This is a genomic window from Paenibacillus sp. EB106-04-04-XG159, from assembly GCF_058791835.1.
Genome location: NZ_JBYTDY010000001.1, coordinates 308,147 through 323,368, shown reverse-complemented (window position 1 = coordinate 323,368; position 15,222 = coordinate 308,147). Strand labels below are relative to the sequence as shown.

At 46.0% G+C, this 15,222-nt stretch carries 10 protein-coding genes, 1 pseudogene and 1 other annotated feature; of the genes and pseudogenes, 2 read left to right on the top strand and 9 right to left on the bottom strand.

What is annotated here, in order from left to right; genetic code table 11:
• Positions 1–9: 9 nt before the first annotated feature.
• The 3 genes from AC3WTP_RS01445 to AC3WTP_RS01435 all read right to left on the bottom strand — a co-directional run bounded on the left by AC3WTP_RS01445 (position 10) and on the right by AC3WTP_RS01435 (position 4,547).
• Positions 10–948, bottom strand: a complete 939-nt coding sequence (locus tag AC3WTP_RS01445) for an ABC transporter permease (protein WP_492392797.1) — start codon at positions 946–948, stop codon at positions 10–12.
• A gap of 183 nt (positions 949–1,131) precedes the next feature.
• Positions 1,132–2,685, bottom strand: coding sequence for a response regulator (locus AC3WTP_RS01440; protein WP_492392796.1), 1,554 nt, complete (start codon positions 2,683–2,685; stop codon positions 1,132–1,134).
• A 23-nt stretch (positions 2,686–2,708) separates the two neighbouring features.
• On the bottom strand, positions 2,709–4,547 hold the full coding sequence (locus tag AC3WTP_RS01435; protein ID WP_492392795.1) for a sensor histidine kinase: 1,839 nt from the start codon (positions 4,545–4,547) through the stop codon (positions 2,709–2,711).
• Positions 4,548–4,916: 369 nt separating this feature from the next.
• On the opposite strand from AC3WTP_RS01435, the gene AC3WTP_RS01430 reads away from it, so the two are divergent.
• Complete coding sequence (locus tag AC3WTP_RS01430) at positions 4,917–5,798, top strand: C40 family peptidase (RefSeq protein ID WP_492392794.1); 882 nt, start codon at positions 4,917–4,919, stop codon at positions 5,796–5,798.
• A 37-nt stretch (positions 5,799–5,835) separates the two neighbouring features.
• Here AC3WTP_RS01430 and AC3WTP_RS01425 read toward each other — a convergent pair whose 3' ends face one another.
• Both AC3WTP_RS01425 and AC3WTP_RS01420 read right to left on the bottom strand, forming a co-directional pair.
• Positions 5,836–7,392, bottom strand: a complete 1,557-nt coding sequence (locus AC3WTP_RS01425) for a VanW family protein (RefSeq protein WP_492392793.1) — start codon at positions 7,390–7,392, stop codon at positions 5,836–5,838.
• Between the two features lie 494 nt (positions 7,393–7,886).
• Positions 7,887–8,252 carry a cytochrome-c oxidase gene (locus AC3WTP_RS01420; RefSeq protein WP_492392792.1) on the bottom strand — a complete coding sequence of 122 codons (366 nt, stop codon included), beginning with the start codon at positions 8,250–8,252 and terminating at the stop codon, positions 7,887–7,889.
• 449 nt (positions 8,253–8,701) lie between these two features.
• Here AC3WTP_RS01420 and AC3WTP_RS01415 point away from each other — a divergent pair.
• Positions 8,702–9,604 (top strand): annotated as a pseudogene (locus AC3WTP_RS01415) (IS1595 family transposase).
• A 760-nt stretch (positions 9,605–10,364) separates the two neighbouring features.
• Here AC3WTP_RS01415 and AC3WTP_RS01410 read toward each other — a convergent pair.
• The 4 genes from AC3WTP_RS01410 to ilvA form a co-directional block, all read right to left on the bottom strand.
• Positions 10,365–10,703, bottom strand: coding sequence for a DsrE family protein (locus AC3WTP_RS01410; RefSeq protein ID WP_492392791.1), 339 nt, complete (start codon positions 10,701–10,703; stop codon positions 10,365–10,367).
• 49 nt (positions 10,704–10,752) lie between these two features.
• Complete coding sequence (locus tag AC3WTP_RS01405; RefSeq protein ID WP_492392790.1) at positions 10,753–12,429, bottom strand: glutamine--tRNA ligase/YqeY domain fusion protein; 1,677 nt, start codon at positions 12,427–12,429, stop codon at positions 10,753–10,755.
• Positions 12,430–12,525: 96 nt separating this feature from the next.
• A complete protein-coding gene (locus AC3WTP_RS01400) occupies positions 12,526–13,479 on the bottom strand; it encodes a hypothetical protein (RefSeq protein WP_492392789.1) in 954 nt (317 codons plus the stop codon).
• Between the two features lie 98 nt (positions 13,480–13,577).
• Positions 13,578–14,831 (bottom strand): threonine ammonia-lyase IlvA, encoded by a 1,254-nt coding sequence (gene ilvA, locus AC3WTP_RS01395; protein WP_492392788.1) that lies wholly within the window; start codon positions 14,829–14,831, stop codon positions 13,578–13,580.
• 88 nt (positions 14,832–14,919) lie between these two features.
• Positions 14,920–15,173 (bottom strand) — a binding site (T-box leader).
• Positions 15,174–15,222 lie beyond the last annotated feature (49 nt).

Sequence of the window (15,222 nt, the reverse complement as noted above, 5' to 3'; positions counted from 1 at the left end):
TCTCCTCCTTTAGAACAACGCGTTGTCCTTGTTGAATTTGCGTACAATCCAGTTCGACGTTATGACGAGGACGAAGCCGACAAACGATTGATATAAGCCTGCTGCTGTACTCATGGAAACCTCACCACTTGCCTTCAATCCGCGGTAAACATATGTATCAATAACGTTCGTCACTTCATATAACGGTCCGGAGTTGCGCGGAATCTGATAGAACAGCCCGAAGTCAGCGTAGAAGATTCGTCCGATCGCGAACAGTGTCAATATCGTGATCAGCGGAGTGATCGAAGGAATCGTAATGTGGCGAATTTGCTGCCACTTGTTCGCACCGTCAATCATCGCCGCTTCATAATACGTTTTGTCGATGCCGACAATCGCCGCCAGATAAACTACGCTTGAGTACCCGATGCCCTTCCATAAGTTCAAGAACACTAGGATAAAGGGCCAGTAAGTTGGATCGGAATACCACGTTATTGCGGGCTTGCCTAAGCTGACCAATATCTGGTTGATAACACCTTTATCTACACTCAAGAAACTGAAAGTGAAGTATCCGACAATAACCCACGAAAGGAAATATGGCAGAAACATACCAGTTTGATACAATTTGGCCAACCGCTTATTGACGATCTCACTCAAGATAATGGCCATAGCTACCGAGAAGAAGAGACCTAGAATAATAAACACCGTGTTGTACAGAATGGTATTTCGCGTAATGATATACGCATCGTTTGTGCTAAATAAGTATTCAAAGTTTTGAAATCCGACCCACTCGCTCTGTACTAAGCTGGCGAGGAAGCCGTCACGACTATAGCGATAATCCTTGAAAGCTATTACTGTCCCGAACATCGGCATATATGAGAAAAATAAAAACCATAGAGTGCCCGGAAGCACCATTAGTAAGAATATGCGATTTTTAAAAAGATTTTTCGCAAAGCTCTTGATGGCTAACATGCATTTATTCCCCCTTGCGTCTGATGTAGCTTTAGCTTACTCGATATAAAACGCTTACAATAGTCAACATATTTTAGAATTGGTGTATAAATTAAAGAAAGGGCTTACATAATATCCACTGCGCGCAGATATCGGTATAAGCCCTCTCACCTTATATCGTTTAGACCACGTCAAACCAGCTTGCTATTGCATCCCGCGGTACTCCTTCGGAGATATTCCCACATACTTTTTGAACTGCTTGTAAAAATAACTTTTGTCCCAGTACCCCACCTTGTCAGAAATGTCGGACATCCTCAGATTCGTTTCCGTCAGCATCTGCTTCGCCATCTTAATGCGCGTCTTATTCAAATAATCGGAGAAGGTGCACTGCATTTCTTTCTGAAATAGCTGCCCTAGATATACCGGATTCATATGGTACAACTGGCTGAGCGTCTTTAACGACAGATCCTCCATGTACCTCTCCTCGATATGATACAGCACCTGCTTCACTACCGGTACCATCTGCTGCGGCTGGTTCATCTGATCAATTAACTGGTCCGCCGCCTGCATAAGATGCTCCTTCAGTGCTTGAACGGACTGCATGCGATAGATCGCATCGAACCAATCCTGCCCTTCGTTCGAGGCATGCATCAACTCATCCTTGACCGACTGCTTCCACGTGATGAGCAGTTCCACCGCAAAATTGCGAATATCGCGAGGTTCCACGCCCTCCGTACGGCTCAAGCGTTCAAAGTCCTCGGCCAGTCTCTCATGGATAGACAGCCGGTCCTTTGCGTACAGCAGCTTCATGTAAGCCTCCGTATCCGGTTGTACAGCTTGCGGCCTTGAAGAGCGGTACTGGCTTGTCTCTTCATAGTCCACCAGATCTTCATCCAATCGAATGAGATGATAGGGCTGAACGCGCTTAGCATGCTCATAGCTAAGCGGCGCCTTCACATATCCAGGCTGGACACTTCCTGTCGTCATCTGCAGTGTAAACTCATATTGCTGCTCTAGCTCGCGTTTCCAGACGCGGAGCCGCTCCATGATGACCGCCTTATCCTGCTCAGGGTTCATGATCCCGAATACTAATGCGATCTCGCCATCCCATTCACGTATGTAATACGCTTCCTCACCGTCGCTAATAAACTGCTTTGCGGCTTGAACGATCCGATCTTGCTGCTGAAGATCAGATTCCAATTCCCGCTCGCCTTCCAGACGCAGCAGCACGACCATATAGTACGAGTGGATAAACTTAATATCCAACAGCTCGGCGCGCTGCTGGAGCTCTTCCAGATGAATGAGATCCTTTATCCAGCGGTACAGCACATTATCACGCAATATATCATGGTTATGGCGCTCTACTTGACTCAATCTATTCGTCTGATCTAGCTTCTGAACTGTCGTCTCGATCGTCGAACGAAACTCCTCCAGATTAATCGGCTTCAGCAAATAATTTTCTACACCAAGCTTGATACCTTCCCTGACATACATAAAGTCGTTATAACCGCTTAAAATGATAAATCGTGTATTCGCATTCAGCTGCTTAACCTTCTCAATGAGCTCCAGCCCCGTCATGATCGGCATCATAATATCCGTCACAACCAGATCAACGTGACTGTTCTTCAGCTGGTTCAATGCTTCTTCCCCGTTATTCGCAGTACCAGCGATCGTCAACCCGTAGTCATTCCATTCCAATATGGATTGGAGTCCTTCTGTTATGAACGGCTCATCGTCTACCAACAACACTTTATACATCGTGTACCACCTTCGATCTCTAACTAATAGGATGAGTTCTGCAATGCAAGCAATGGAACGCGCAAAGTGACGACTGTTCCACACTCGGCTATACTCTCGATACTTACACCGGCTTCTTCACCGTATAAGATGCGTAGACGGTTATGAACATTTTGTAAGCCTAATGAACCGTGATCATTCCATTCTGACTGCAGCAAGCGATGCTGTATTTCCTTCAAACGGTCAGCAGCAATTCCTTTTCCATTGTCGGCTACTTCGATCACGAGCACCTCTCCTTCACGTTTCGCTGCAATCTTCACAAGGTTATCCTTCCGCTCCAGGCTCAGTCCGTGAATCAAATAATTTTCAATCACTGGCTGCACAGACAGTTTCATAATCGAGTATCCCCCGATGCCAGAGTCCATGGAAACGGAATACTGCAGCTTGTCTTGATAGCGTATGCGCGTCAATTCGAGATAGCGCTTGCAATTCTGAATCTCTTCCTCCAATGGAATCACGCTCTTATCCTTTACCATGTGCTTAAAGATGGAAGCCAGATTGTAGATCATCTCGCCAACATCATGAGCGCCTTTCGAGACAGCCCTCATTCGTATGACCTCTAGCGTATTGTATAGAAAATGAGGTTTGATCTGCGACTGTAGCGCCACCAGCTCCGCATTCTTCTGCTTCAGCTCAGACTTGTATACCCGGTCGATGTGCTGTTTCAGCTCTTCCACCATTCGGTTGAAGCTGTCTGCTATAAGCCCTACTTCATCTTTATGTTCATCGGACACCCTGGTGTTCAGATTGCCAGCCTGCACCTTTCTCATAGCGCGGATAATACGTTGAATACGTCGTGACACCTGACTAACCGAAATATACGACACAGCGACCACGGCGATAATACAGATAACGGTTACAATGATGATCGTATTGCGTAGACCCAGCAGCCTAGCATCCGCATCTCGCGCCGGAAGCAGCGCTACAGCTGTAAGACCAAGCTTATTGGAACTCGATACAGTTACATGCGCTTCCCCACTGCCAGGTATTTGGATCAATTCCGTTTCATTAGGCACCATCTTGGCAAATATTTGACTCCCATTATGATACCAGCTGGGATCCCATGTAGACGAGGTATATACGATTCTCCCCGTAGAATCGATAACAGCAATCTGTGTCAAGGTGTCCTCTGACTCTACGAGCTCATCAAGATCATCGAACGTATAGTCCACACCGATCGCTCCAACATTGGCAAGTGTCTGCGGATTGTTGAGCTGCATAACGACGGAGACAAGATCTCGATAAGAGGGTGGCTTATCAGCCTCCGACTCTACAATAGGCTTCATACCTATGAATCGTTCCTTGATCAGCTCGGGATTCTCGATCTTACCTAATCTCCAATCCAACAGTTTGCCCGAGTAGCCTCCATTATGATAAATATACGATAAATTCTGCTTCGTGCTGAACAGCGTAATATTTCTCATATCTGCATCTTTCCAGAACTGAATGCTGTAGAATTGATGAAAGTTACGAATATATGTACTATTACTTTCGCTATAAGAATCTAATCGATACTTTATAAAGCTTTCATACCCATGCTCCAATAAATAAATCGTATCATTAAGCAAGGCGCTCTCCTGATACAACTGCTGCATGATTGCCTGTGTCGTTTCAACCTTCTGATCGAAATAATGGTTCATGTCATTAATTGATCGCTGCTGCTCCATCGTGACGTCATTAGCTATCTGACGAGCAAAATATAGATACGTGAACGCAGCTAACGCAATTAGCGACAGCACAGCAATAAAAGAATAGATTACAATGAGCTTCAAGAACAGCTTATGCTTAAAATATCGTTCATATAGCTCGCGCACCTCACTCACAATCTATGCCTCCTCTTCTTTCTGAGTCTGACAACGTATCTATAACATCCTACTTTTTACGAATCCATAACTATATGTATAACAAGGTGAATCAGCATCTATCACAATGACATTTTCTATTGTGGATATTAATATTATTAATATACCAGAAATTAGATACCAGAAAAGTAGGTTATGAGTTTGACACGGTTACAATTTTGTAAGAAAATAAGCGAAGAGAGATTACAAATCTGTAATAATCGTTCAACCTAATGTAGAAGAAGATTTGTAATTCTTATGGCTGCAAGTGTGATACCGCTAACAACAGCTACTGTACATAATTTTACTCGCCAGACTAACAAAAACCAACAGCTTAGAGGAGGAGATTTTTTGAAATTTGCAATACGAACTGCACTCATTACTGGAGCAGTTTTGGGATGCATGCTCCTGACAGACGGCGGGCACGACATGAAAGCCTACGCTGATGCCGGAGCGAAGAATGTTACTATGACGGTTAATCAACAACAACTTAACTTTAATTCCAGCGTACCCATTCTAGAGAGCGGAACGAATATGTATGTTCCCATCCGTCCATTCGCTGAGCAGATGAACTACTCTCTCGATTGGCGCTCTATTGGCAACGGACGCGTGGAAATTACTATACAAAATAAAGATACATCCATTACATTCCGAACAGACGATAAGATGGCTGAAGTGAATGGGGAATCTGTTGTAATGCCTGACTCACCATGGTCTTATCAAGATAATACATACATTTCGATGCGTTTCTTGATCGACACTCTCGGATTGGATTACACTTGGGATCCTAGCTTATCGAAAACATTGCCTTCAATCGATCGATACGCACCCAAAGCACCCGCACCTAGCAACAGCTATCAATCAACGATGGCGGATAAGATCATTAATACTGCGAAGAGCTATTTAGGCGTACCATATGTATGGGGCGGCATGTCGCCAAGCGGATTTGATTGTTCAGGATACGTCGGCTATGTGTTCAACAAGCATGGCATCGACCTGCCTCGAACAGCTCAGCAGATGTACAAGTCACTTGGACCAAACCTTAGCAATCCGCAGAAGGGCGATCTAGTCTTCTTCTCTGAAAGTGGAAATGGCATCACTCATGTCGGCATCTCGCTTGGTAACGATCAATATATTAACGCCGCAACCGGATCCGCCAACTGTGTTACTATCTCGAACTTAGGCTCCAGTTGGGCCAAGAAAACATATGTAGGAGCAAAGAGAGCACTGTAAATCTCATAGCTTACATAGAACATGCCGTAGCTTATCGCTACGGCATGTTTGGTTTATGCACAGGATGCACACCCACACCATCGGGGGCGGTCATTCGCTCAGGCTGCGATCGATAGGTGGAGGTACGCATCTTCTCGCGCGATACGACGTAGCCATCCTTACGCTTGATGCGATACGTCTCTACCACATATCCCTTCTTCCCTTGCTGAATGACATGCGTCTGCAGATCAGTTGATACTTCCTTCAATTCATACATGGATACAGGATTCATTTCCTTAATCGTGCGCGTTTCCGTTTCATAGGTTACACCCGGTTCCTGCTGGCCGTATACTTGCACAGTGATCTTATCATCAGTCACTTGCGTCTTCCATACAATATCGCCTTCCGTATTGTTGCTTACGACTAAGTCGGGGCCATTCTCAGAATACGTGGCGTCTAATCCGAGCGGAACATAACTCACTGGGAGTGAATGCGCATGACGTTCGACAATATCAAGCCCGCTGAGGAGCGCCGCATTATACATCGTAGTCGAAGTCTGGCACAAGCCGCCTCCAAGCCCGTTTACTAGCTTGCCCCTTTCAATTACCGGTGCCATCTGCAACCCATATTGATCACTCGTATGGTTTACAACGTCATCATAGCGAATACTTTGTCCCGGCGAAAGCACCCAGTTATCCAGAACACTCGCGCTAGATTTAATGTTATGATAATGTCCTTCGCCCACGTCAGTGATAGTTGTCGTATATTCCGCCAGCAACCCATCTGGTTGACGCTGTTGAAGCGTTTCGAGAGTTAGTTTAGCAGGAAGTGTCACCAACGGCATGCGAAGAGTTAGTGTCTCTGGCTCCAATTCTTCATCCAATAGCATCAATTGGTCAGACTTTTTGGAAACAGTCGATTCTTTAAGCACCTGCTCATCTATAGCACTCTTTAACTGTTGCACCAACTTATGCTCATCTAGCTCTATGCCATCTACTTCATCCTTATATACAGGTTTCAGCGGATTCTTGTAATTGACCTTAGCGTCCTTCGGAGTCCGATTCACAAGCTCACCGTAAGTATCAATAACCGTATTAGCCATCACAGATTCATCTACTTCGTACCGTACATCAATATTCGCGTTCTTGAGCTCGCGCTGCAGCCGCAGCTTTGTCCAGAAACCGCCCTGCTCCCATTCTTGAAGCACCGTATCTGCTTCATCCGTCACAAATGTAACGCCTAATCCCTTCAGAGTAAACATATGTTCCACAAGTGACTCTAAAGAGTCATCTGTTCGATCCGGTACAAAGCTAACATTAGTATTCTCCCAGCGATTGATTTGTTTATGTATTAATTGCTCCGCATGTTCGACATCTAATCCGCCTGCTTGAATCCCCATTACACGAAATCCTGATGGCAGCAGGTTATCATTTAGTGTGCGTGAAACGAACCATCCTGTTCCCGCCCCAAGCAAGAGGAGTACCGTACCGATCAGCACCAGCAGTCTTGTATGTCGTTTACTTGCACGAATAATCCGAACGAACAAGTTCAAATCTGGTGATGAATCGCTGGATTCAGGCTCATTCGGTGGTTTATGCTGTTCATGTTGCTGCATCGTTGCCATTCCTCCCATCACGCCATAATAATAACCCAATTCTTTAAGTAAGGTGTTACAACGCTTTAACCCTTATCCTTTCTCTCCCTTTCCATAAATGGAGTACTTATATCGTGTTTCTTTCCATGCTTCCCTATACGAATCACAGAAAAGTTAGCTTATACGTGGACAAAGAAATAATTCCATATCCACTTATTAAAGCGCTATCATTTAAGTCACTATCGTGCTTTATTATCATATGCATTTTTTAGCACCCTCTGTGTGCATAGTCCAAATCCGATATTTTAGGCGGTGAAATAAAGAAGGCTCTACACCACAATGCGCTGTCCTATCTACTGGCTTGAAAATTACACCGGCCTTGCTCTACAAGCAGAGACGCTTGTTCGAAGTTGTAGAATTGTCCGTCTCAACCGCTGTTGTGATACAGTATTTTCATTTATGAAAGAGAAAAAGGGCGCCTGCATCACCAGCAGACTACCCTTCTCTCATAGATATCATGACGAGACATTCTTCCATACATTCACAAGCAGCGTCAGAGCTGCTAATACAATCAGCAAGCCTCCACCGATTAACATCGGCACAGCAACGGCCACTTCATTCACTTCCAGAGCAAGTCCTGCTGCGAAGACCGGCAGACCGACATTGTGCAGCCAAAAATGTACTGCCCCAAGCGAGCTCTCCCCTGCCTTCGGAAACTTAATGTAGATCAATCCACTCAGTGCAAGCGACACCCACCCAATCAAGTTAATATGCGCGTGCATTGAAGTATACTCAAACGCCTTCATAGACCCCATAACGAGCCCAGCCAACACGCCTATCAAAAAATAAACAACCGCCGCCTTCAGGAATCTGACTCCCATAAGATTACCTCCCGCGCACAAAACTGAGCATTCAATTATTCATATGTGCTTAAGAGAAATTGTATACCCTCCCGCGGACCGTCTCACTACTCTCCCTCTCACTCAGGATTCGAATTGCTCCGTACTCCTTCTCCTGTTGTCGAATACATCGCCTCCGCTTGTATATATACCCTCCCGCAGACCATCTCACTATTCTCCCTTTCGCTCAGGATTCGAACTGCTCAGTACTCCTTCTCCTGTTGTCGAATACATTGCCTTGCTTGTATGTATATCCTCCCGTAGACCGTCTCACTATTCTCCCTTTCGCTCAGGTCGTTTAACTTTTCCGCTCTCCGCAATAGTTCAATCATATGTCGTGATTTTAACATTTATTAGTTGAATAACGAACATTTGTTTGGTATAATTTTCATATGACTAGAACATATATTCGGTGTGGGGTGGGAATTCCGATGGAGAAGTTGAAATGTTGGAATACAATCGAGGAGTTATCTCATTACTTTTTAGATGAACAATCTTGCATTTCTTTTCTTTATGATATGAAATGGTCGTCTGGATTCCAATGTCCACGTTGCCATCATTCACATGCCTATGTCATTAATTCACGGCGGCTTCCTCTGTACGAATGCTATGCTTGTCGTCATCAAACTTCACTCACTGCTGGTACCATCATGGAGAATAGCCGCACTTCATTGAAGAAGTGGATCACAGCCATCTGGCTGATGTCTCAGCATGACGTCAACATTAATGCGGTTCAGCTTAGCTCAATTATTCAAGTTACTTATAAGACTGCTTGGTCGATTCTACATAAGATCCGATCTGTCATAAGCGCTGCTGATGTCGAGCAGCCTCTTGAAGGTATTATTCAAGGAGTTGTAGATTATCATGCCAAGCCTCTTTATCGTACGTCGTATGAACTTCGTCCTAATGAGCGTCCGCTTATTGTCGCAGCATCTATCTCTTCACATGAACAGATCACTAACCTCAAGGTAAAGACCGTTAGCCGATAACATCTTTATGGAAGATCCTTACGCAATATTGCTTGCAGTCATTTCATTGATCTTCACACGTGCACAGACATCTCATGCATCACAATTATCCAGCAGCCCTTTAGAACAAAACAATTTCACTACTTAAAAAAGGTGTTTATGAAAGCTCGCAGATGGATGATCAACACTTTCCACGGAATCGGACCAAAGTATCTGCAGAACTATCTGGATGAGTTCTGTTTCCGTTTTAATGCACTGAACGGTAGTTATTCTGCATGGGAACGATTAATCAGCTTAACTATGTCTACACACTTCGGTTTCGTTTCCAGGCACATACCGACCTCCTCTATAGACTTGGCTGCATAGGTCATCAATTAACGTAGTGTTTATGCCATGGATAAATACAACACAATTCATTAATCGTATTCTCTTTTCATGCCTCTGGACATGAGAAGATTATATATTTATCATTCGCAACAATGATTCATTGCGTTGTCGGTTTCTCTGCATCTTTACTTGGGCTACTTTCATAGACTTATCATCTAAATTTAAAAATAGCACCATCAATATCTCCTGAGCGAAGGGGATATTAGACCAACACTCTCCGAGACACATATGGCATGGCTCACAGTGCTTTAATAAAGTGCAATATACTGTTCTTCAACGCAAGGCTCTACAGGTAACAGGTGATATTTACTTCACTGTTGCTCAGCTGCCTTCTGAGCGAAGGGGATATTAGGCCAATGCTCTCTGAGACACACATACATGGCTCACTGCGCGCTAATAAAGTGCAATATACTGTTCTTCCATGCAAGGCTCTACAGGTAACAGGTGATATTTACTTTACTGTTGCTCAGTTGCCTTCTGAGCGAAGGGGATAATAGACAAATGCTCACCAGAAGAGACATGCTATAGCTCATTACATCTAAGGGATATACGTTCAAGCCGCTATCATGTTAACTGGTATTCTAACATCAGGAACAGCCGAATAATCTCTGTAAAAAAGGCCCGTGACCTACAGCTCCAATAGGAGCATGCAGTATCACAGGCCGTATGCCTATTCATTCATAATGACAGCCTAATTGGCTGCGTCAATTCAGAGTTTACGTCTCGCGTAGAGTATTGCTTATCCGATGGTAATGACCTCATGCTTCGCTGCAAGCTCCACGAACGTCGCCATACCTGAAATTTCACCACAGCTCAGCTGCTCTAAGATTCCATAGTGGTCTACGCACGTCTTGCAAGCCAATACCGGCACACCAGCTTCGGCCAGCTCTGCCAGCTTCAATGAAGATAGGGATTGCGGCGTTAATGCCAGCACCCCGCGGTTCATACAGAAGATCGCAGCGGGTCTATGGCCTTCGCTCTTCAGTACCGTCAGAAAGGTTTCCAGCACGGTTGCACCCAACCCATCCGCTTCCGCGCCGATTCGGTCCGATTGCAGCAGAATGACTTTGTTCTCCATTCCGTTCGCCTCCATTCATCTCGTATGTTGAGTATGCTCTGAACTTACCTTATGCTTTCGGCAGCACAAACGAGCTCTTTAACGATACGATCAGATTAAATACAGGCTTCGCCTCAGTAGACTCTTTAGGATCTACGTTGAAATAACCGTGACGGAAAAATTGAAACTTATCATGAGCTGCAACGTCCTTCATATTCGGTTCGACAAAGCCTTGTTCAACGACGAGCGAATTCGGATTGATATGATCCAAGAAGCTTCCGGATTCTCCTTCAGTCTCCTCTTCTTCCTCTTCATCCAGGATAAGCGGTTCGTATAAACGGAACTCCGCAGGGATCGCTTGAGTCGCTTCCACCCAGTGAATCGTTCCTTTTACTTTACGGCCTGTAAAGCCTGAGCCTGACTTCGTTTCAGGGTCATACGTACAGTGAATCTCCACTACTTCACCGTTCTCATCCTTAATAACTTCCTCACACTTGATAAAGTAAGCATGCTTCAGGCGCACTTCATTGCCCGGGAACAGACGGAAGTACTTGCTTGGTGGATTCTCCATGAAGTCGTCCTGCTCGATATAGATCTCACGGGAAAATGGAATCTGGCGTACGCCCATCTCCTCAACCTCTGGATTGATCTCCGCATCCAGCCATTCCACTTGCCCCTCTGGGTAGTTGGTAATGACTACTTTAAGCGGCTTTAATATGCCCATCGTGCGCGGCGCCTTCAGCTTCAGGTCCTCGCGAATGAAGAAGTCCAGATACTTCGAGTCTATGATCCCGTTGCTCTTCGTTACACCGATCTCACGGCAGAATGTGCGAATGGATTCCGGCGTGAAGCCGCGACGACGCAGTCCTGCAATCGTAGGCATGCGTGGATCATCCCAACCATCAACAACACCTTCATCCACAAGCAGCTTTAGCTTGCGCTTGCTCATTACCGTGTTTGTCATGTTAAGACGACCAAATTCATATTGATGCGGCGTGCTGCTCATCTCACACTCTCGCACAACCCAATCGTAGAATGGACGCTGATCTTCAAATTCCAGCGAGCACAGAGAATGCGTAATGCCCTCAATCGCATCTTCAAGCGGATGGGCAAAGGCATACATCGGATAGATGCACCATTTGTCACCTGTATTATGGTGAGTTGTATGTGAAATACGGTAAATAACCGGATCACGCAGGTTAATGTTTGGCGAGCTCATGTCGATCTTAGCGCGAAGTACCTTCTCACCATTGGCAAATTCACCTTTGCGCATACGCTCGAATAAGTCCATATTTTCATCAATAGTACGTTCACGGTGAGGACTGTTTGAACCAGGCTCAGTCAATGTACCGCGAGTAGCACGGATCTCATCAGCTGATTGATCGTCGACATATGCAAGTCCCTTCTTAATAAGCAGCACTGCGCGATCATACATCTCGTCAAAATAATCCGATGCGAAACGCAGCTCGTTCCAATTAAAGCCGAGCCATTCTACGTCATGCTTGATCGCGTCGACATACTCCTGATCCTCTTTCAAAGGATTCGTATCATCAAAACGCAAATTAGCGCGACCCTTGAATTCGCGCGCAATCTCAAAGTTCAAGCAGATCGACTTGGCATGCCCGATATGCAAGTAACCGTTAGGCTCTGGCGGGAATCGAGTAGCGACCTCGTTCACTCGACCTTCCTTCAGGTCATCCATTACGATTTGGCGTATAAAGTTGTTGGCTGTATTTGTGTTTTCCATAATCTCAACCTTTCTTTCCCATTGACACTTATACATAAATATAACGGTAACGCCAAAACAGTTCAACTGCTGACCTCACAACGAGGCCAGCAAGTATCACCATTGACGCAATATTTCATTATAACGCTGATCTAACTCATTCATGCGCTGATTTGCGTTGCTGCCAGCCGTCTCCAGCTTCGAGACCACGGTAGAAATCTGTCTCTTCCCGTTCCGCACCGCTGACAAGGAATCATCGATCTTCCCCATTACAAGCCAATCCGAGATTAATCCGTCAAAGAAGTAATCTGCCATCTTCAAACCACCGCTTATGTCGACTAGGTCTGTTGATTGCATGTGCGCACTTACATCCTTCAATTCCCGTTGAAAAGTACGTATGCAGGAGTTGGACTTTTGAACCTCTGCCTGCGCATCATCGAATCGCTCATGCTTCATATGAGTCGAGATCATTCCACCTCCAAATAGATCGAGGGTACTCCAACTATCAGCAGATTCAAACAAGTCCTCTGCTCGATTCAGAGCAGCAAGCGCTCGCTTCCCCGCATGAATGGCCTCATCCAGCTCCTTGCGTTCACGAAGCAAGCTGGATTTAGCAGCAGACAGATCATCCATCTCAGCCGCCGCTTCCGGACTGAGGTCGCGAATAAGCTGCACCTTGCGATCATTGGCCTGCTGAAGCCTCGATTGCCACTGACCGGCGGCGTTCCGCTTCACCATCAACTGGCCGATCTCGGCATCCATTTCCTTCAGAGCAGCCAGCGCCTGTTCGTATCGTTCTTTGGCTCGGAGCGCTTCCTCAGCTTCCTTCGACAGGCGAGAGTCCTTCTGACCTGTTAACGTAAAGAACATATTCGCAAGCGACCTTGTCTTCAAACGATCTACATCATGCTGCTCCTGCCGCCACCACTCTTCCAAGCGGTTGCACTCTGCCTTAGCTGTCTCTTTCTCTTGCGAAAGCCTGGTCAGCTGCGTGTCCCATCGGTTCATCATTTCCCTGTCTAACAGTGCTTGTTGACGTTCCTCTTCAATTCGCTGCAAGTCGTTCATCATGATCGCCTCCTCAGACATGGTCTACCGCTAGAACAATGTTTCATACGAAAATATACCCTGCAAATGCTGTCCAAGAGCAGTACCGAACCTAGCTCGATCTAAACAAGAAGATTGAACAATACGGCGTCCTTATTCAATTCAATGAACTCCAGGCCTTTCTTCTTCATTCGTTGAATAAGTCCGTTGTAATCTTCCGGATGCTTCAGCTCAATGCCAACCAAGGCCGCTCCGTTATCTTTGTTATGCTTCTTATTATAATCGAAACGCGTAATATCGTCTTCCGGCCCAAGAACATCCTGCAAAAATTCGCGCAATGCGCCAGCGCGCTGCGGGAAGTTAACTGTAAAGTAGTGCAGCAAGCCTTCATAAATAAGCGAACGCTCTTTAATCTCCTGCATGCGATCGATGTCATTGTTGCCGCCGCTAATGACGCAGACGACATTTTTGCCACGAATATGATCGCGATACAGATCAAGCGCAGCAACAGGAAGTGCACCTGCAGGTTCTACGACAATTGCATTTTCATTATAAAGCTGCAATATGGTTGTGCACGCCTTCCCTTCGGGTACGTGAATAACGTCATCCAATACGTTCTGACAGATCTCGTACGGCAATTGTCCGACACGCTTTACAGCCGCGCCATCCACGAACTTATCGATCTTCTCCAGCGTAATGACTTCTTTCTTCGCAAGGGAAGCGGTCATGGAAGCAGCTCCGCTTGGCTCTACACCGATAACACGAGTACCAGGACTAACCGTCTTGACATAAGTTCCAACGCCCGCTGCCAAACCGCCGCCGCCGATCGTAACGAATACGTAATCTGCACGTGTGTCCAAAGATTCCATGATTTCCATGCCAACTATTCCATTGCCTGCGACTATATAAGGATCATCGAACGGATGGATAAAGGTCAAGCCTTGTTCCTCCATAAGCTTCATCGCAGCATCAAACGCATCGTCATAATTGTCACCTGTCAGCACTACCTTGACAAAGGAACCTCCGAATCGCTTAACCTGGGTCACCTTCTGGCTCGGTGTTGTGCTTGGCATCACGATCGTGCCTTGAATCTCCAGGGCTTTGCAGGAAAAAGCCACCCCTTGCGCATGATTGCCCGCACTCGCACAGATGATTCCGCGACTCCATTCATCTTCGGACAGATGGCGAATCTTGTTATACGCGCCGCGAATCTTAAAGGAACGCACAACCTGCAGATCCTCCCGCTTCAAATACACGTTGCAATCATAGCGCGCAGATAAGATCGGATCTCGCTGCAGCGGTGTCTTCACAATAACTTCCTTCAATACGTGGTGCGCTCTAATGATATCTTCCATCGTCACATTCGTCGTTCCCATGTCAACATCCTCGCTTTCCTTCTTGAAGCATTGTTTGCCTATGTTGCCTCAGATCAGCCGTTATTGAACAGCAAAAAGACCCGTCCCTAAAAGGGACGAGTCTGAACTCGCGGTACCACCCTTATTCCACAGCAGCATCAGCTCCTGCAGCTCTCGGCTGCGCTGTCTAAGCGCACTCCTGTTAACGGAGGAGGCCGGCCGTGCTTACAGCATCCGCATGAAACGGACATTCCGCTCGGCATCTCGGAGAGGATATGCAGCTTACACTTGCCATCGACTCTCACCTGCCGTCGACTCTCTGAAGGCTACACGCAGCGCACCTGTTCTCGTCATCAATGTTGGTTCAACCTGTCATATATATTGATTCTTATTATGTGCACGCTGTACGCAA

What these genes read in the sequence shown, in the direction of transcription:
- AC3WTP_RS01420 (WP_492392792.1), bottom strand. Translation starts at nt 8,252, where the DNA reads ATGGGAGTCAGATTCCTGAAGGCGGCGGTTGTTTATTTTTTGATAGGC.
- AC3WTP_RS01440 (WP_492392796.1), bottom strand. Translation starts at nt 2,685, where the DNA reads ATGTATAAAGTGTTGTTGGTAGACGATGAGCCGTTCATAACAGAAGGA.
- ilvA (WP_492392788.1), bottom strand. Translation starts at nt 14,831, where the DNA reads ATGGGAACGACGAATGTGACGATGGAAGATATCATTAGAGCGCACCAC.
- AC3WTP_RS01405 (WP_492392790.1), bottom strand. Translation starts at nt 12,429, where the DNA reads ATGGAAAACACAAATACAGCCAACAACTTTATACGCCAAATCGTAATG.
- AC3WTP_RS01445 (WP_492392797.1), bottom strand. Translation starts at nt 948, where the DNA reads ATGTTAGCCATCAAGAGCTTTGCGAAAAATCTTTTTAAAAATCGCATA.
- AC3WTP_RS01425 (WP_492392793.1), bottom strand. Translation starts at nt 7,392, where the DNA reads ATGCAGCAACATGAACAGCATAAACCACCGAATGAGCCTGAATCCAGC.
- AC3WTP_RS01400 (WP_492392789.1), bottom strand. Translation starts at nt 13,479, where the DNA reads ATGATGAACGACTTGCAGCGAATTGAAGAGGAACGTCAACAAGCACTG.
- AC3WTP_RS01410 (WP_492392791.1), bottom strand. Translation starts at nt 10,703, where the DNA reads ATGGAGAACAAAGTCATTCTGCTGCAATCGGACCGAATCGGCGCGGAA.